Below are 18,292 nucleotides of genomic sequence, written 5' to 3' on the forward strand. Positions count from 1 at the left end.
GGAGAAATTCTTAGAAGTAAGGGAGGCGGCCGCCGTGGCCCCTGCAACCAGCAACCACCCGGAAGGCAAGGAGGAAGTGGGTCGGCACCCCGCTGGCCCACGTCCGAGCAGCGAGGACCGGCTGGCCTGGCTGACCCAGCAACTGGAGGCCCTGCTGGAGAACGCCATTTCCACACCGGGCCGCTGGCACATGCTCCTGGACACCTCAGCGACCCTGTGGCGGTACTCCGGAGGGAACATCGCCCTGCTGATGGCGCAAATGGAAGAACGCGGCCAGCAGCAACCCCTGCTCGTGGCAGGGTTTCGTGAGTGGGAACGCCACGGCCGCAACGTGCTCGAAGGCGAGCACGCCCTGTGGGTCCTCGCTCCACGGACAGCGGCCAAAAACACGGAGACCAACCCGGAAACTGACGCCAAGACAAAACCCGTTGTTGCCGATCAGAACAGTGGCAGCACCAAGGAAGCTGAACACCGCAGGATTGTTGGGTGGCGGGCCCAAGCAGTCTTCGACGTGTCCCAAACCGAGGGGCAACCCCTTTACATTCCACGCCCCATGGTGGAAGTTGGATCCTCGCCCATGGGGTTGTGGCCATCCCTGGTGAAATTCGCCCAGAACCAGGGTTTCACTGTTGAGCAATCCATGAGCCAGTACGGGCTCACGAGCGGATACACGGACTTCGCCGGCCGCAAGATCCAGATCGGCGCTTGGTTGGGCCAGGAAGAACGCGTTGCCGTGCTGGCCCACGAACTCGGCCACGTCTGCCTCCACGGGCCCGACGACAAACTCGGAAAACTCTACGGCAGCGGACTGGACCACCGCGGCCTGGCCGAAGTCGAAGCAGAATCCGTCGCCTACACGGTGCTGCGCGCCCACGGCATCGACCGCAGCGCCCAATCCGGGAGCTACCTCGCAGGATGGGCCAACCAAGTAGTCGCCGTCGAGCAATCCAAGCTGTCCGATTCACCAGTCGGGAAGGATCCGACCAACAGGCTCGAGATCGCCCGCTCCACCCTGGCCCGGGTGACGTCCGCCAGTCGCTCCATCCTGGAAGTCACCCAGCCACACAACCTGGGCGGCAAACCAGCCACTGGCGGAGCAGCCGCCTTCGAACGCGGCGACCTCACCGGGCCAGTGACTGGTCACCAAACAGTCAATACCTCGCCCAAGATCGACGCGTCATAAACCAAACAAGCCACCCGGCCGGGCAAACCGACCGGGACCAAGAAAGGTAGGGAAAGAAAATGGGCACCAGAATCCCAGTCAGTATCAACGGCAACCTTGTTGCCGATCCGGAACTCTCCTATGGGGAGTCCGGTATCGCCCACGCGAAGCTGCGCGTCGCCGTCAACCAACGCTTCCAGGCAGCCGACGGCACCTGGCGCGACGGCATCCCCGTCTTCCACAACGTCTCCGCATTCAGGGGACTGGCCGAGAACGTGACAGCATCCCTCAAGAAGGGCGACCCCGTCCTAGTCATGGGGGAACTGGAATTCAGGTCCTACGAGAAGGACGGCGCCCAGCACGAAGCCCGCCGCATCGTCGCCGAAATCGTCGGTCCGGACTTGCGGTTCGGGACAAGTTCCTACGAACGGGCACCCAAGGCACACATCGTGGCTTCAGTCGCGGCACACGGCCCGGAGCAATCTGAGCCCGGGGTGGCCAGTAGTTGGGGAACGTCGCCGGCGCGGCCGTTGTCAGCACCTTCTGTGGCTGGAGCGTCTTCCAACGGGATGCAACTGTAACCGAACGATGTTGCGGCAAAGTGCATACACTCAAGCCTGAAGTCCGGAGGCCGAACATGTTCCCAACCTCTGTAGCAGATACATCTCGTCAGCAGTCACAGGATCACCCCCAAGCTGAAAATCAAAAAACCGGTTCGGTCGAGAACCAATTCCCAGCCTGACCGACAGCCCGACCATCATGAAAAGCCGGGTTACCGCACCTTCTTGCTGGCGACCAAATGACACGCCTGCTGCAACTTCCCTGGCTTCTACGGCAGAATGAATCCATGTCGCAGCCAAATACTGACTTCTACCTCATCGTGGGTAAGTCCACCGAGTCGATCACAAGCAAGATAACGACTATGGGTGGTGTGTATGCTGTCAAGCGGCTCGAATCCAAGCCTGAGAACTGGGAGTCTATCGTCGAGCTTATGCAATCCACTCACTTGCGAGGCGTCGTCTTGACATTGAATGAATCCACGTACGCCCGAATGGCATCGGGCGACTATCAAGTTGTATCTACCGCTCTCCTTGATAAACTAGCCGTCGTTCCTCATATTGCTTTAGTTCATGAAGCAGTTTTCGGCGGTTCGACGACTTCCGCACCCTCCAACAACTCGAATGGCGATGAGGAAGAATGGGATGGTTACACATGGAATGATTTTGCTGCCCGTGAACATTTCGGTGACATAGATGAACATCTTCGAATCCGTGTAAACGGAATGCTCAAAGCCGCAGAAATTAATCCAGTAACATACAAGCGAAACGCTGAACTATCCATTCTCGCTTTGGCGTTCATTGATGACCATCAAAACAATCTATTGTTTCGTATATATATTCCCTCTGGTCGGCTCTATGAAAATGAGTCTGCTCAGCTACTAACTCTCTTCAGCGAATGGTTACGTACCGTTCGAGGCCACAACGTACGACAGGGTGGCTATCAGACAAATCATGGGAGGGTCATCGAATTCTTTTCAGAAAACCAAAATGATAATCAAGAATTTACTGCAGATCTTCAGCAATTTAGCGAGTTTGTAGCTTCGATCGAGGACCGTGAGTCATCCACGATGATTTTGCAGGGACTAGGACTTTCTGAAAATAGGGCAGAGGAAATTGTGAGTCGGTACGCAAGACTCCTTAGGCGCGTCCAAGTGGATGCGAAACATGAGCGGCAAAAGCGAATCCTACTGATTAACCAAGAGCTTGAATCTGAGCTTATCGAAACCGACTTATCGATTCCCCTAGAAGCAATATCCACTCTTGTAAATCAGCTTGTTCCAACTGAACCGTCCCTTAGTTCTGGAAATCCGATACTGCAACTACGCCAGACGCCATCCGCTTCGATCGTGATAAATAATCAATTTATTAACAAGGTGAAAGGTACGGTCGCACACCATATCAATGGAGACGTATCATATGGCTCGCAACCAATCGAGCTCCTTGAACTTATTTCCCAGTTGGGCGGAAGCGAACAAGATGGCCTGATGTCGGCAATCGGGATGGTCTCTGACTCTAACGCACCTACGGTTACTCGATTGAATGCAAAGCAGAAACTAAAAACTTTCCTTATCAATTTGGGGGGCAGCGCTTCATCCGCAGCGATCGGAGTTGGTCAAGCTTGGGTGGAAAAGCAAATGGGACTGTGATGAAACTCCTTGGATTGCTTCGAAAATCCCAATTTATGATTCCTCTGCAATTGCCCCGTTTGCTCATCTCGGCGCAACCGAGCGGGATGATGGGCAAACGGGCGCACCGTGCTCGTCCTGACTCAGAAACTGCTATTCAGGTCGTTGTTAGTTGGTGCTAATTGGGGCCTGAAACCTGCGATTTGTGAAATAGGGAATTGCTGCAACTGATGCAAAGGTATGGTAGTCAGTCGCCATCAGGTAGTAAGTCTCGGGCCAAGGTCCGTGCACGTGGATTTGGGCAGGATCAGGGGAGATCAGGAGCACGGATCCTCGCCATATTTCATCGGGTAGAGCTTCCACCCAGGCCCTCTGGATGTGTCCGAACTTGTTCCAGCGGATGGTGGCCCACGCGCCAAGCGGATCTGTGGAGTGGATGTCCAAGATAGTGATTTCGGTGGAGACGCGGAGCTTGCTCTTGACGGCGGAGAGGTGCTCCCATTGTTGAACGGCATTGGTGATCCAAGCCTTGGCACGGCGGATTTTTACGAACCAGATGGCAGTTGCAATGGCGGCCAATACGACAGCGGCAGCCACCAAAACCCAGCCGACTAAGGCGGGCGCCGGCTGGGCCAGGAGCAGACGAATGGCGGTGGCGAGGCAGACGCAGCTGATCACGGTGAGTGTGACTGCCCAGCCCGAGGAGGTCTGGGGCTTAACCATCGGATTCGTTCGCATGACTCAACCTCTGCCTATGTACCGATTTTACAGCGAGGGGCCGACAACGGGGGCTGTTGAGTGGATGTTGGCCGTCGGTCCGGGCGCCTGCTTTGCAGCAAAGGTGTTGGTCGTGATGGCGGTGATGCGGGCCTCGAGCCGGGCCCGCTGATCGGAATGGTCCCAGTCCGTGGCGCTGGGTGGTGCCCCGAGCGGCAGTGCGGGGTTGTCGATGTCCCAGCGGTCGCGGAAGCCGGCGACGTCCCGCACTAGGGACTTCCACGCCTCGTCACTGGGTTTCAGGCCGGTTTGTGCCCGCAGGGCACCCATCCAGGGCTCTTCATTGGCGAAGGCGTGGACGGCCACCGCGGACAGCCGTTTGGTGATCCGCTGTTGAACGTCGTCTAGCAGTACACGGAGGTCTTCCCGGTCCGTGGGCACTGATACTGGCGCCATCGTCAAGGACGACGCGGCGGCTAGGTGCTGCTGGAGAGGTTGCAGGCGGGAGTGCACGACGGCGGCAACGTCGCGGGCGCCTGCTGTTGGCCCCAGGCCGTCGACCAAGACCCGTTCAGCCTCTGGCCGGTTGGTGCCGGCGGTGCGCCGCCACGCAGCCACCATGGCGCCCCAGGATGGGGACGCTTGCATTTGGGCCACCAGGGCGGGGGACTGGGTGTTGAGGAGTCGGGTGATGTCGTCGGACGCGGCGATCTGTGCCAGGTAGTCATGCTCGGCCAGTAGGCGGGACAGGGAGTTGGCCTGGTTGCGTTGTTCCTCGCGGGCCTCGTGGGCGGTGTGCTCGGCACCCTCGATGGAGAGTATGGCGCTGAGGATTTCCCGCCAGTCCGGCAGGGATGACGGGTCCACGCCGTGGTGGTCGCGGGGGTCGGGTTCGCTGATGTAGGCGTGATTGCCGGCCTTCCCGCGGGTCATGGAGACGTAGAAGAGTTCGCGGGTGAGCCTGCCTTCACTGACTAGGGTGTGACCGGTGTCCACGGTGATGCCCTGGGAGCGGTGGGCTGTGGTGGCGTAGCCGAGTTCCACGGACTCGGCGAGATAGCCGGCGCCCAGGACGATTCGTGCACCGTTGTCCTGGCGGATCCCTGCGATGGAGCCGTCCGGATTGGGCGAACCAGACACAGTGATGAGGGTGCCGTTGCGAATGAAGTCGCCCGTGTCATCGAGGAGACGGCGGTCGTTGCGCCTGGCCAGGATCGTGTCGCCTCGTCCGGCGTGGAGCCCGTCGCTGAGATCCACGGTGGCTTCCGCATCGACGGCGCCGGAGCCGACGCGGTCGGCCTGGGCGCGTTCGTTGAGCATGGCGACGGTGTCGTTGTCGGGGGCTATCAGGATCGAGGTCTTCCCGGTGCGGATGTCGGCGTCCCAGCGGTTGTAGGCGTCATCGACCATGGCGTCGTAGGTGCCGCTGCTGATGCGCTCGTGGGCTGTGTACTCGGTGATGACATTGATGTCGCCTGTGCGCAGTTTCAGGGAGGCGGTGCGTTCCCACTCATGGGTGAATCGCCAGACCGTGCTGAGCCGTTGCGCGCAGCCCGACCTCTCCAGCCAGCCCAGGACCCCGCCGGCGTCGATGGAATCGAGCTGTGCCGGGTCGCCGACCAACAGGATCTTGGCCCCAGCACCGGTGGCCTGGTCCAGGAGTGCGGCGAGCTGGTAGGTGGAGACCATGGATGCTTCGTCGATGATGACCAGCTGGTTGGGCCGGAACTGCCACTTTGTCTGGGTCGCTGTCAGGGCACTCATGCGCTGCGCTAGGCGTTCCAAGGATTTCCGGGCCTGAGTGTCCTGGCGTGGGGATTGACAGGCTGCTTGGTACCTTTGTGCGGCTTCTGCGTAGTGTCCTGCCCGTACGGCGGCGCCGGGGCCGGTGGATTCGTAGAGCCATTTGCTCACGTTGTTTGTGGCCAGTCCGAGCTCGCGGCCCAGGACGTCGGCAGAGGCCGCTGCCGGGGCCAGCCCCACTACGGTCCCCGCACCGAAGCAGTCTTCCCAGAGGGTTCTGACGGCGCTCATCGTGGTGGTCTTGCCCGTCCCGGCCGGGCCGACGACGGCGTCCAGCCGCCTCCCGCTGGCCAGAACAGCCTCGGCCGTCCTGCACTGCTCTTCCTGCAGGGGCTCGCCGCGGGTGGTGAGGAACTGTTGGAGAGCGTCCTGGACTGTCGTGTGCTCGAGGTGGGGGCCGGCGTCGTGCGTGTGGGCTCCCATAATGGCTTCCTCGTTCGCCAGGGTGGAGACATCGGTGAACAGGTGGGCGCTGGCCAGGTCAAAGACACTGCGGCCGTTGAATGCTAGGTCCGGGGCTGTGGTGATGGGGATGGAGTAGCGGAACTCGTTGAGCGCCACGGACTGCTCCTCGGCGGAGGTGGCGATGGCGTCCATGAGGCGGATCCGGTCGGCGGCGGTGGCGCAGCGGATCTCAAGACAGACCCGTTCTGCCTCGGCGATCAGGTTCCAGCGGTTCCAGGTGGCCCGGCGCCTGGCGACCAGGTCCTTCACCAGCCCGGCCGTGCTGTCGATCCAGGCAGTGTCCGTGTCGGCTGCGTTGAGCGGGTGGGTGTGGGAGCGGTTGATGGTTGCCGCCAGCACCGCCTCGGTGTCGAAGCCCTTGGCCTGGGCGCGTTCGCGCCACTGCCGGGTGCGGGTGTTGAGGGGGATCACGTCGTGGTTCTTGGCGGTCCGGGTGGACAAGGTGGCCTGTTGCCGCAGCTTGAGTTTTACCGCGTTGCTGGGTTCCCGCCCGTGGGTTTCCAACCAGTCGTGGATGAGCCTGTCTGCCTCGATGTCGATCAACCGGGACCTGCTGGAGAACTCGCGGATCAGCGCATCGTCGACACCGGAGAGTTCGAAACTGTAATTGTGGACGGCACTGGTGGGTATGCGGACCTCGGCCTCTGTCCCCAGATCCCGGCCGAGCTGGTCATAAAGCAGCCCGTTGTAGTGCTCGCTGGCGGCCACGGTGGCCTTGTAAAGGGTGCGCGAGTCAAGGGTGGTCCAGACACCGTCGCTGACACGTTGGGCGCGGTTTGCGATGACGACGTGGGTGTGCAGCTGGGGGTCTCCGGAGCGGGACTCCCAGTGGTCGAAGGCGGCCGCGATGGCGCCGTGGACGCCAACGTGGGCCACGCCGCCGTGTCCGGCGCGGGTGTGGATGGCGGAGCTCTCCAGCCAGGCCAGGGTGGCTTCCATGGCCGCGTGGTGGGCTGCCATGACCCTGTCCTTGTACTCGGCGTCACTCAGGGCCCAGAGCACGGAGACGGACTTGGGCACACTGAAGGTCAGGTCAAAGCCGGCCACCGCTGCCCGGCGCACGGTTTGGCCGTTGGTGCCGGTGACGGTGGAGGCCTGGTTGGGTGTCCGGCCGAGGGATGCTCCCGTGGAGGGGTGTTCACCTCGTTCAAAGAGGGCTTTCGCGGCCGCGTCGGTGACGGTGTCGTGGAGGTTCATGCCGATGCCGGCAAGTCCAGCGCCGAGCCATTGCCCGGGCGGGTTGCTGGCCGCGGTGTAGTAGCCGGTGAGGTCGCGGGTTTCAACGTCGGCGTGGCTGGTGGTCTTGAGCAGGTAGGAGACGCCGGCCTCGGTGGAGAGGCGGGCTATGGAGACGGTCATGACCGGCCCATTTCCGTGTTCCAGCCGCGGCGTGCAAAGATCGCGGCCGTCGACGGGTCAAGGTGCGTGTTCGCGTTCGAGTGCAATGCCAGGACCCGGGCGGCGAGGTGTTGCATGTCCTTGACAGCCTGCCGTTCGCTGAGCTCGTGCTGCTTGTTTTCGTGATGCAGGCGCAGCACCAGGCGCTGCAGGTCATCGGCCTTCGACTGAGCCCGGGACACTGCCTGGGCGCTTTCGTTGAGCTTTTCGTAGGCTTCGGCCAGCCTGCCCTCAAATGACCGTGTCAGGTTGGAGAGCTTTCGCCGCTCCGTGAGTCGCAGGTTCCGGATGGTCGCCTCATAGAGTGCGGTGAGCGCCGCCAACGACTCCTGGGTTTCGGTCCTGGGCTGGCCTGCTCGACCGGTCATCCGCAGCTCTTCATCCTGGAGGCTCTGCCGGTACTTTCGTTGCCGCTGGCGGTGGGCACACGCCGGTCGGCAGAAGAGCTGCCGGGGGCTGGCGGGTGTGAAAGTGGTGTTGCATTCGGGGCAGGTTCGCGTAGTCATACCTATCCATGGTGATTCGGCCGGTTTACACCATGACCAAACGTCACATTGGCGTCACGCGGCCGTGACGGGCACCGCTTCGGTGCCAAAGGTGTGAAGGGCTTTTTGGTACCAGTTGGAGCAGGGTATTTAGGGGTTAATTTGCTCAGGAAATTGACTTGGCGAAGGGATCTGGGCGGCGGTGATATGGAGGGGAAATTGGCCGGTTGGTGGTGCCGCAGGGGAGTGCCGCATGAGGATTTCATACAGCACTGGATCTCCAGTTGGAGGGTGATTATTGGATCGCTTGCTTGAGCCGTTCGATCTCGGTGGGGTTGAATCCGGACCAGTGGTGGTGGTCGTTGACGACGACGACAGGCGCTTGTGAGTACCCGAGGTCCTGGACGTACTCGAGGGCGGCCGCGTTCGTGGTCAGGTCGACGACACTGTAGGGGATCCCGGCGTGGTCCAGGGACAGGCAGGTGAACTTGCATTGCTGGCAGCCTAGCTTGCTGTAGACCGTGACATTCATTGCTCTCACCTCACTTCCCTTTTCTGGTGCTGGGCGGCGTGGAATCACTGGTGGTGGTTCCGGTACGCGGTGTTCTTGTGTTGCGCCCAGCCGGACACGACCCCGGCGCCGAGCATCTGGTCTAGCAGCCTGGCCAGGTGGTAGCCGGGGTCAAATGTCAGGGCGACGTGCATGTAGTTCGCGGCCGCCGTTCCCCTGCCCTTCCACCAGCAGATGTGGCCGAGCATCGTCAACGGCGCTGCCGCATGGGTGGGGGCGGCGATGGTGAGCAGCTGGCGCAGCAGCTTTTCGGAGCTGTCGATCCGGTCCCATTGAGGTGCTTCGTCCGTGGCGCCGAAGAGGGTGGCTGCCATGGGTTCGTTGATGCCGGGCATGTCGGCCAGGATCTGGTCGCGGAATCCGACGTGCTGCAGCCCGGCCAGGACCTCGGCCAACTGCTCATGTGTGGGGTCGCCACCATGGTCGATGAGCTCCATCCACAACTGGTAGGCGGCGGCCAGGCTCTGGGACGGGTTGGTGGACATGGCGCTCACGGCTGTTTCGACCGCGTCGGGGTCGACGGCGGTGAACAACTCGGGGATGGCGGGCAAATCGTTGTGTCCGACGGTGCTGCCTTGGTAGACCAGCTCGGCGTTCATGAGGCAGGATTCAATGGCAGCCAGCGGGGTCTCGTTGCCACAGGAGGCGGGGTTGGCACCGTCGTAGGTGGCGAAGGATTCGGGGCCGACGATCCACACATCATGGACGAGAAGCCCGGCAGCCAGGAGCCGTCGCTCGAGTCCCTGGATCATGGCGGCGAAGGGCTTGGGGTGTCCCTGGCCCCAGGGCTGGTGGGTGAACAGGGCGATGAGGACGGCGGTGGCTTCGCGGTCGAAACCAACGGCGTGGGCGACCCGCTCGGCGTAGGACTCACTGGGGTCCGTTGTGCCCGGCAGGTTCACGCGGAGGGTGGGGCCCAGTGTCTTGCCCTCGAGGGCGACGCAGACGAGGCTTTCCTTCGGCCAGTAGCCGAGGCTGTGGCCCATGTAGCTGATGGCGTCTGCCGGGCTGCTGATTCTGATCGGTTCCATTGTCCTGCTCCTCTTGTGTGAACGGTGGCTGGTTGTTCGCGGCCGCCTGCTCTGTTGGTGCCTTCTGGTAAGAGGAATCACCGCTGGGTGTTAGGGGCCGGAGGGCAACTTGGGGTACCGGGCACGGGGCAAAAATTGTTTCGAGGAAATAAGCGACGCAGGAGCGCCGAGGAAGAATTTTTGGAGGAGGGTCCGGCGCGCAGCGCCCTGGTTGCGTGGAGGGCCCGCCCAGCGATGATGGGGTACCAGAAGGCACAACGTGGTTCGGCATGTGTTCATAGAGGTCCATCGACGATGATGCCCGTCTAAGCTGACCGTTGGTTTGGTGGGCGCTGTCCATAGAAGCGTCCCTTGTTCTCATCACGACTGTTCATGGGCGTAACCGCCTTTTACGACATGACCGCACGCCTTGGAACGTCACGGGGAGACCGTGCGCTGGACAACCGCGAGAGGATAATCACCGTTGCCGCACGTCTGAGCCGGTTGGGGCGTGTTGGGTGGAGCACCAATGCAGGGGTCCCCTGCATAACCTGGTAACTTAGAGCTACTATGACATCCGAAATTCCCGCCGCTGATCCGGTCTCCATCCCCGTAGTCGACTTACCTGCCGCTGGTTCGGTCTCCATCCCCGTAGTCGACTTGTTCGCCGGGCCAGGCGGGCTGAACGAGGGATTTTCTAGCATCGGAGAAGACGAAGGAGCCCCCCTGTTTCAAACGGTCGCTTCGTTTGAGATGGAGGCTAATGCCGTCAAGACTCTAAAGCTTCGCTCGATCTACCGTCATCTCAAGCGTAACGGTGGGGTACCTCAGTCTTACTACGACTACATAACGGGCGTAATGGACTGGGACGAGTTCACAACTGAACCGAGAGTAGATGCGGCAGTTGAGGCAGCCGATGAGCACGTACACGAAATTGAATTGGGCCAAGCAACGCGCAATGACGTAGGGGATCGGATAAAGAAGGCACTGGCTGCTTCACCGAAGAATGCCTCGGGGGACTGGGTTTTGATTGGGGGTCCACCATGTCAGGCGTACTCCCTAGCGGGACGATCACGCCGAACGAACGACATCAAATTTGCGTTTGATAAGAAGCATTTCCTTTATGAAGAGTACCTAGACATCCTCAGGCGATTCAAACCCACGGTATTTGTCATGGAGAATGTAAAAGGGTTACTTTCTTCAAAGAATCACGGTGTCAGTATGGTCGACCAGATACTAAACGATTTGCGTCGACCGAGTGATTCGGTTAGTTACGACGTCAGGTCACTTGTTGTTGATCCAAAAAACGGCAAAATACTGCCTAAAGAGTACGTCATACGAGCTGAAGATTACGGCATTCCACAGAAGCGTCATCGAATAATTCTCCTTGGTGTTAGAACAGACGTGGTAAAGCGAACTGACTACGCAGTCCTGAAGGAGACACCGAAGGTCACCGTGCGGGACGCCATAGCGGACCTCCCGATTCTGCGTTCACGGATTTCACCGATGCGCTTTGACAGTGACGAGAACTGGGAAATACTCAGGCAGCGAGCGGTTGCCCGACGAGGCGCACTTGAGATTGACGAAGCTGACGATTCACTGGTGCAGGATTTCACGGAGCCTGAAACAACCGTCGACGGTTCCGGGATTGAAGCTCTCATCGATGATTCCGGGTCCGATGACCCCAAAATAAGATACCAAAAATGGATCCACGACGATTACCTTGAGAAGTCTCTTCAGCACCAATCAAGAAGCCATATGGAATCGGATATTGAACGTTATGCGCATCTCGCGTGGAAGGCTGGCGAATTAGGAAAGAGCCCTAAGTTCTCCGATCTGCCCGCCGGCCTAGAGCCCAACCACAAGAACATTGGCCAGATAAACACGCCGTTTCTCGATCGGTTTAGGGTTCAAATTTGGGACGAACCAGCGACGACTATAGTCTCCCATATTTCCAAGGATGGTCACTATTACATTCACCCAGATGAATCACAAATGAGGAGTCTCACCGTTCGCGAAGCGGCGCGGCTCCAGACTTTTCCAGACAACTACTTCTTTGAGGGAACGCGAACCATGCAATACCACCAAGTCGGGAATGCCGTACCGCCATTGCTGGCTCGCCTCATCGCAGAAAAAGTTGTGGAGACCCTTCGTTTGGATGGAAAGAGCGAAAAGCGGATAGCTAAAACTGGCTAAAGCACTTCGTTGGCCAAGCTTCTTCCGGAATAGGCGGGCTCAGCGGTAAACGGATTCCAGGATAATCCATCCGACCAACTGATCGCGATTGGCCCATTGCATACTCACTCGATCGCCGGCTGCTAGTCGTCATATCCGGGAAGGCGGGCAATCGGATCCCCGTTGAAGGTCTTCCAGAGCTGGCGGCCATTAGACGTCGCCCCAGTGAGAATACAGGCCGCCTTTGAAGGTGAATCAAATAACATATGCTCTATAAGCACCAGCTTGTCCTCTGAATATGACAGGACCCCTTGATCGATCAATTGCCGACGGGCCTTCTGATAATATTCTGGGAGGGAAGGGGCTTCTGAACTTGCGGCCACTGCACCCGCGATGACAAATACGCCACCTCCAACTGCGTATCCTTTTGCTTGCGAATCTCGTGATTCCAAATAGACCGCTGGATTGAGACTATATTCATAATAGTCTTCGTCTCCCGAAGCGTCCAAAGGGGCCCAATATATTGCACTTGCAATGCCGTCGATAATAGTAGAGACAATCCAGAATCTCTCGTCAGTCACCACATCGCGTTCCTCAACGCGCCATTCGTGATCGCCTTGGGTCATGATTAGTGACTGTGTGGCTGTTCGTTTTCTCGAAGATTCCAATCCAAGGACTTTGGCCGCCTTTGTGAGCCAGTCGTACTGTTCCACACTTATTCTTGACTGCCATGTGCCAGGGCGATAGTGGGGCGACCCGGTGAATTGACAGAATCCATTTGACCAAATTGTCATCATAGACTGATCCACGCGAAGAAGTGTAATTGAATCAATCAACTCTGATCAGGTCCTTGACATAGATCTTTCCGCTTTCGACCGAAGACGCGACAAGATTATTCGTGCAGCCGGACATATCGAGAGCGTAGTTAACGGAGGTGACTGTATCTGGTATTCCATTAGAAAACGATTTGAGCGTAAGGGCAGGGAAAGTGTCATCAATTTTATATAGCTGTTCTGAGACTATTCTAAATGAAAATCCCGGTTGGTGATTGAAGTACGACACCCAACCAGCTTGAGCCAATTTCTGGAGGAATTGATCTTGACGGCTTGGATCATCTTGCAATATATTCAATCCAGTGGTGACCAGTTTGCCCAATGAGTTCCCGGCGGCCTCATCTGCTGATATGACCAAACTAAACAGGTACAAGGAGCCGTTTTCTAGGGGCGTCAGTTGTTGGAGACTGGCAATTTGATGGACCGGCCCTTTGAGGGCTGTTGAACGTGAAGTCTTGACTTCGACAGATACCCCTTTCCCTGCGAAATCATGCAAATTGCCTTCCGGTCCCAGCCAAGTATCTAAAGATTCAGAAATTCCGGCCCACCGGAGCAGGAACCATAGTTCGCCAATGAGGCCCAAAGCCCGGTCTTCGGTTAGTTCCGCTGTATCAGAGGTCCAAAGCCAACGCCAAGTTCGCAGTACGCGGAGCGTGAGTGCGACATGATCCTGGCTTCGCGTGTCGAGTTCTTCTTGGAGTGATTCGGCGAAGGCTAGAAAAGGTTCCCAATACCGTGAGTCACGACAAACAACCACGATCCACTTAGCAGCCGGTCCATGGGACATCTGAAGTTCCTCAATGGAGGCGGAAACGCCCTTGGTCTCGAATAGGACCGTGCCAATCGTCGTGGTCGTGTTGTCGCAGAGAACCACACAACGTCGGCCAGTGCTGTCAACGGCAAGCCACAGTCCGCTTCCGGTTTCCAATTCAAACCCCTGAATATTTTCCGGCGGGATATGCAGGTTATTCCAACGATCGAGAATGCTAGTCATTAGAGGCAACCTCCGCATCGGAAATTGGACGTTTTCGGCCACGAACGTAAGGGACTGACGTTATGGTTTGAGAAGGCGGTAGAGAAATGCCAACGCCTATAACAGCCGGTTTTCCATCCGGTTCATCAAACAGATCGTGGCGGTTCTTAGTCGTAGCTGTGGAGTAGGGGCTGATTGGATAAATAAGTAGCAGTCCTTCACTGACATCTCTTACGGATCTCAGGGCCAGGCCAGGAGTGATCCCGCTGCGTTCGGCTGGATCCAACGATTGGTCCTTTTTGTATGCGAGTTCGGCAGCAGCAATCTGCTCACCGCTCAGGCCGATGGATTCATCCCCGGCACGGAAGTCTTCGCCCGTCGAGGGATTCATTAGAACGCCGATGCTCAAGTCATCTAACTTCAGACGGCTACGCGTCATTGCGGTAATTGGGCCTAGAAAGTCGTTGCCAAAGTCGATTTCGTACTTGGTTGCATCATATTTGCCATGAACTATCGCGATGGTCCAATTGATCAATTCTGCATGATTTATGGCCATTCTTTGAATATAGTCGGCAATGGTTTGTGCGTCGAATGACGAAGCGTCTTGTGCAGAATTTAGATTTTGGAGATATCCCACGACCGTTTCCCAAGGGATTCCTTGCCAAACGGGTTGTTGACTGGTTCCGTGTCTGTAATGCGGCTCCGAAAGCGACTGGACCAAGATGCTTGTGTTATCCACATTCTGCTTTAGCCATGAATCATCTTCAAGTAGGAAGCGAACAGTCTGAAGCTGACGACCCGAGTATGTCTGTTCAACTAGTTCAGCACTGCCCATACGGTTTTTTGCCGTTGCCAACATGGCGGGATGGGTTCGAACTTTGGGAGCTACTTCTCTGGGAGTCAAATTGTTTTGTTCATACATTTTTATTTCGTCCCGAAGCTCTTCCTCTACAAGGGACAAATGCCGAAATTTGAAAACCAGTTCTTTGGTGGTCCAGAGCCTCGTGAGGTCAGCATATTTACTTCTATATCCGAACCAACGGCCCATTTGGAGCAAGGTGTCGTAATTATTAGCATCGCGACAGAAGTATGATATCGTAAGGTCCTCAATAGTCAGGCCACGGCTTAAGCGGTTGCCGCCCAAAAGGAGTACTTTTAGATTCGCATCTTTTTCGTAGTCCAAGATATCTTTGCTCGTACTGTTGAGTGCAATGAGTTCGAATGAACTTGAGTGCTCGAAGAATTTATCGATCCAAGGTTCAATTTGATCAAATGTACGAATATTAGCTATGTCATAGCTCGATACTACTGGTAGATAGTCATTGTTCCATCTGTCATTAAGTACTTCCCGAAGTGCCGAACGATCATAGAGCCATTCTTGCCGGATTTTTTTGACATGAGCGGTGAGTGCTTCAAAGAGGCTGTTCTGGAGCTGGGTCTTGTGTGATGTGTGGACCAGCATGCTGCTCATTCCACCATTCAAACGTTCGGATTTGGCCGCGGATGACAATATCCAATCTAGGAACGCTTGATGAAGTGTCGGCGTTACTACGGGCATCCAATCAGCTTCGTCTTTTTTCTTGGGAGCCAGGAGTGGTATTTCGTTGGTTGGTATATGGCGAATGACATCTAGGCCCGGAATTGGATCGTCTTGACCGTCAACAGCCAACCTGCCGAAAATCTTTTCTGCGCCCACATATGCACCTGGGCGTGGCAAGCTAATAATGAAGTTTCCGGGATAAAGATCTTGACCATGAATTTCGCTAGATGCTTCTGGGTCAATAAATATGTTTGCGAATGGTGTGGCAGTGTAGGCTACATATGTCACACGCCTAAATTTTCCAACTAGTTGTCTGATTAACCCATTAATTGTGGAAGGATCTAGTTCCTTCTCCGCAGAGAAGTCTCCCTGGTCGGCGTTGTTAAGGTCGGAGTAATCTTGACTGTCGTAGTTCGTATCGATGGACGCTTGGTCTGACTCGTCATCGATTATGAGCACCGGAAGATCTGTTAGATCGCTTTCGAGCCATTCATTCACGCGATTCAAAACTGTTGCGTTCTTCTTCACGACCATCAGCCCAGGCATTCCTCGGCGCAATGGGGTGGCATCTGTTCCAGGCTTGAAGTCTCCGGTAGGAGTGGACTGGGTAATGTTCCACATTGCGTGTTGCCTGGGCGCTTTGCCAACCCCTTTAGGGTCGTCGACCAATCCAAGCTCTAGGTCTAGGCGCCGTTGGGTTTGGTATCGCAGGGAGTTGTGGATTCCCGATAGTACGATGACCAGTTTGTATCCACGGTCAACTGCCTTCGCAATGAGAGCTGTAAAGTTAGCTGTTTTCCCGGATTGCACATACCCCAGAACAAGTCCTGCGACACGAAATTCTTCCTTGGCGTAGGGAGCGCCGTCCTTGGGGTCTTCTATGTAGGACAGGATCTTGGTGGACCAATGGTCGAGGTCGTCAATGGCCTCTGGCGTCCAGTGTTTGCGCGTACTGAGATACCTGTTTAGAGTGCTCCAAAGATACCCATTGCTGGGTTCGTAATCTTTGATCCACGGGAGAGGGCCGCCTGGAACGACGACTGCGCCTGGTTTCGCGAATGTGGTCACCTTCTGTTCTGCATCAAAATATGCCTGGATCCCGTCCTTTGATTCGGGATGAAGCAAGTCGATGCAATAGTCAATGGATTTTCCACTTGTCGTCGAATAGGCGCGAACGACGAAAGCTTTCTCACGGAATTGTTCGGAATTACCAACCAAGCTCATGTGCGACTCCTGGGTTGTCGAGGATCAGAGCCTCAATGGTCCGACGCAGAGCATCTGACTCGTTGATGCTGTCGGCAGCCTTCTCCAAGGCTTTTCTCCTGTTTTGAAGAAGGCGCTGGGGTGGTTGCACCGGTGCTGGAGGCCAAGCCACCGCTCCCGTTGATGTATTTCCAGACGGCATGGAATCCTGCTGACTAGGCATGACGTTTGACTTGGGTTGTGTGGGTGCAGGAACATCAAGTTTTTCACGTCGAGCGTCTTGCTCTGTTTGGATATCAGGAGTAATACTTGCCGCCTTTTTAGCGGCAGCTTGTCCATAGGAGTATTTGGCTTGGCCCCGTAGGGCGGCGATCTTGGGCTTTAGTAGATCCCGAAGCATGCTTGGTAGCGTGACTGTCATTTTAGATATGTTGATCCCAAAGGCGGCATCCAGCTGAGGGAAGAATTCGAGGGCAACACGGGCCTGTTTTGTATGTTCGTCAGCAGCTCCGAGACGGGACCAACCACCGGATTGGATCAGTCTGTCAGAGCGGTAGATGTAGAAACCTTGCTGTTGGTTCCACTTCGAGGGACCAGAGAGCCTGTCGAATTCCTGGGGGGAAGAAAATTCGTCCTTTCTGGGAAGGATCCAAGCGACTGCCCTGACGCTCCCTGCCACACCGTGACCCGTTATTTCGAACTGGTCATCGCTGAATTGCTTAGTGGCGGCCTCGCCGGGAGCAAAGGGGTTCCACGGCTGGATGGTGCGTCCATTGATTTTGAGGCTAATTGTATGCCCCAAGCGGCTTGTTGCCGTTCCCTCCAGAAATTTGTGGAACACCATGCCTAAGTGTTGTTCGAGGTCTTCGGCGTGATCGAAGAATCGGCCCTTCGCACGCTCGGTGTCCTGAAAATGATCGCCAAGAATTCGGTCGAGTTTGTACCAAACGACCGATGTACCAGTCTCACCACTGAGGGGTTCGGTCGCTTCATCCGGAAGCTCGGCCTCAGGAACTGACTCGATTACCCATTCATTGCGTCGGGCGATGAGCTCCTGGTCGAACCGACGAGCGTAGACTTGACCGTTTCCTTCCAAGGCGCGAGAAGAGACCAAGAATTCGGTGCATTGTGACAAGCTGGCGGTCTTGAGGCCGAACCCGAACTTCCCGAGGTCGTCGCTCTTGTAGTCTCGTTCGGAACCGAAACGTAGAGCCTCTGTGATCCGGTGGGGAGTCATGCCGTCTCCGTCGTCTGCGATGCGGATGAATGAATCTGCCCCGGCCCAGGCCATGGTTATTGACACTTCATTTGCATTGGCTGCAATGCTGTTGTCTACAAGGTCCGCGATGGCGCCCCGGAACGAATAGCCAACGTCTCTGAGACTGCTTATCATGCGTGCCGCAGAAGGCAAAACCTCGATTGACTCTCGTGTCTCCAACTAAAACTTCCCCTTGTTTGCCGTGTCCAACAGTTGGTATCAAGCCCAAAATTGAGCCCGGGTGCGACGATTACACCCATAGCAGCCCGACTGGTCCTCTTTGAAGTCTAGCTAAGGTGTGCCCTGGTGTCGGTCTCCTCTGTGCTGAGCGCAATGGCAGACGGGAATGTGACCACCGCGATGCCCTCGAAAGGAGCGCCTCGCTGATTGGTGTGATGACTGGTGGCGGGAGGTATGACTGTGGAGAGTGTTTGAGATCCACTGTCCTGGGTATCTCACGTTGGTGTGTCCACAGCCGCGACGTTTACAGAGGAGCAACATTGGGCAGGCAGGC

The 18,292-nt window shown here is 57.0% G+C and carries 13 protein-coding genes; 4 read left to right on the forward strand and 9 right to left on the reverse strand.

All coding sequences use genetic code 11. The features are described 5' to 3' along the window. The first annotated feature begins 34 nt into the window (after positions 1 to 34). The 3 genes from G6035_RS07055 to G6035_RS07065 all read left to right on the forward strand — a co-directional run bounded on the left by G6035_RS07055 (position 35) and on the right by G6035_RS07065 (position 3,368). Positions 35 to 1,183 carry an ArdC-like ssDNA-binding domain-containing protein gene (locus tag G6035_RS07055; protein ID WP_176616376.1) on the forward strand — a complete coding sequence of 383 codons (1,149 nt, stop codon included), beginning with the start codon at positions 35 to 37 and terminating at the stop codon, positions 1,181 to 1,183. A 59-nt stretch (positions 1,184 to 1,242) separates the two neighbouring features. Beyond that, positions 1,243 to 1,743 (forward strand): single-stranded DNA-binding protein, encoded by a 501-nt coding sequence (locus tag G6035_RS07060; protein WP_176616377.1) that lies wholly within the window; start codon positions 1,243 to 1,245, stop codon positions 1,741 to 1,743. Between the two features lie 218 nt (positions 1,744 to 1,961). After that, a complete protein-coding gene (locus G6035_RS07065) occupies positions 1,962 to 3,368 on the forward strand; it encodes a hypothetical protein (protein ID WP_176616378.1) in 1,407 nt (468 codons plus the stop codon). Between the two features lie 147 nt (positions 3,369 to 3,515). On the opposite strand, the gene G6035_RS07070 is transcribed toward G6035_RS07065, so the two are convergent. From G6035_RS07070 to G6035_RS07090, 5 genes are all read right to left on the reverse strand, one after another. After that, the gene (locus G6035_RS07070) at positions 3,516 to 4,085 is read right to left on the reverse strand and encodes a hypothetical protein (protein WP_176616379.1); all 570 of its coding nucleotides are present in this window, start codon (positions 4,083 to 4,085) and stop codon (positions 3,516 to 3,518) included. Positions 4,086 to 4,112: 27 nt separating this feature from the next. After that, on the reverse strand, positions 4,113 to 7,691 hold the full coding sequence (gene mobF / locus G6035_RS07075; protein ID WP_176616380.1) for a MobF family relaxase: 3,579 nt from the start codon (positions 7,689 to 7,691) through the stop codon (positions 4,113 to 4,115). After that, the gene (locus G6035_RS07080; protein ID WP_176616381.1) at positions 7,688 to 8,098 is read right to left on the reverse strand and encodes a hypothetical protein; all 411 of its coding nucleotides are present in this window, start codon (positions 8,096 to 8,098) and stop codon (positions 7,688 to 7,690) included. The genes mobF and G6035_RS07080 overlap by 4 nt, the downstream gene beginning before the upstream one ends. A 412-nt stretch (positions 8,099 to 8,510) precedes the next feature. Beyond that, positions 8,511 to 8,747, reverse strand: a complete 237-nt coding sequence (locus tag G6035_RS07085; RefSeq protein WP_176616421.1) for a glutaredoxin family protein — start codon at positions 8,745 to 8,747, stop codon at positions 8,511 to 8,513. A 44-nt stretch (positions 8,748 to 8,791) separates the two neighbouring features. Continuing rightward, positions 8,792 to 9,817 carry a DUF4192 domain-containing protein gene (locus G6035_RS07090; protein WP_176616382.1) on the reverse strand — a complete coding sequence of 342 codons (1,026 nt, stop codon included), beginning with the start codon at positions 9,815 to 9,817 and terminating at the stop codon, positions 8,792 to 8,794. Between the two features lie 549 nt (positions 9,818 to 10,366). On the opposite strand from G6035_RS07090, the gene G6035_RS07095 reads away from it, so the two are divergent. Further along, complete coding sequence (locus G6035_RS07095) at positions 10,367 to 11,992, forward strand: DNA cytosine methyltransferase (RefSeq protein WP_176616383.1); 1,626 nt, start codon at positions 10,367 to 10,369, stop codon at positions 11,990 to 11,992. A gap of 122 nt (positions 11,993 to 12,114) precedes the next feature. Here G6035_RS07095 and G6035_RS07100 read toward each other — a convergent pair whose 3' ends face one another. The 4 genes from G6035_RS07100 to G6035_RS07115 form a co-directional block, all read right to left on the reverse strand. Next, on the reverse strand, positions 12,115 to 12,684 hold the full coding sequence (locus tag G6035_RS07100; protein ID WP_176616384.1) for a DUF4357 domain-containing protein: 570 nt from the start codon (positions 12,682 to 12,684) through the stop codon (positions 12,115 to 12,117). Between the two features lie 115 nt (positions 12,685 to 12,799). Then, positions 12,800 to 13,798, reverse strand: coding sequence for a PD-(D/E)XK motif protein (locus G6035_RS07105; RefSeq protein WP_176616385.1), 999 nt, complete (start codon positions 13,796 to 13,798; stop codon positions 12,800 to 12,802). Next, positions 13,791 to 16,541: a Z1 domain-containing protein gene (locus tag G6035_RS07110; RefSeq protein WP_176616386.1), complete on the reverse strand. Its 2,751-nt coding sequence runs from the start codon at positions 16,539 to 16,541 to the stop codon at positions 13,791 to 13,793. Before G6035_RS07110 ends, G6035_RS07105 begins: the two co-directional genes overlap by 8 nt. Continuing rightward, positions 16,525 to 17,958, reverse strand: a complete 1,434-nt coding sequence (locus G6035_RS07115) for an ATP-binding protein (RefSeq protein ID WP_176616387.1) — start codon at positions 17,956 to 17,958, stop codon at positions 16,525 to 16,527. The genes G6035_RS07110 and G6035_RS07115 overlap by 17 nt, the downstream gene beginning before the upstream one ends. Positions 17,959 to 18,292 lie beyond the last annotated feature (334 nt).

Origin of the sequence: Arthrobacter sp. SDTb3-6 (assembly GCF_013376095.1) — a bacterium.
GTDB lineage: Bacteria > Actinomycetota > Actinomycetes > Actinomycetales > Micrococcaceae > Specibacter.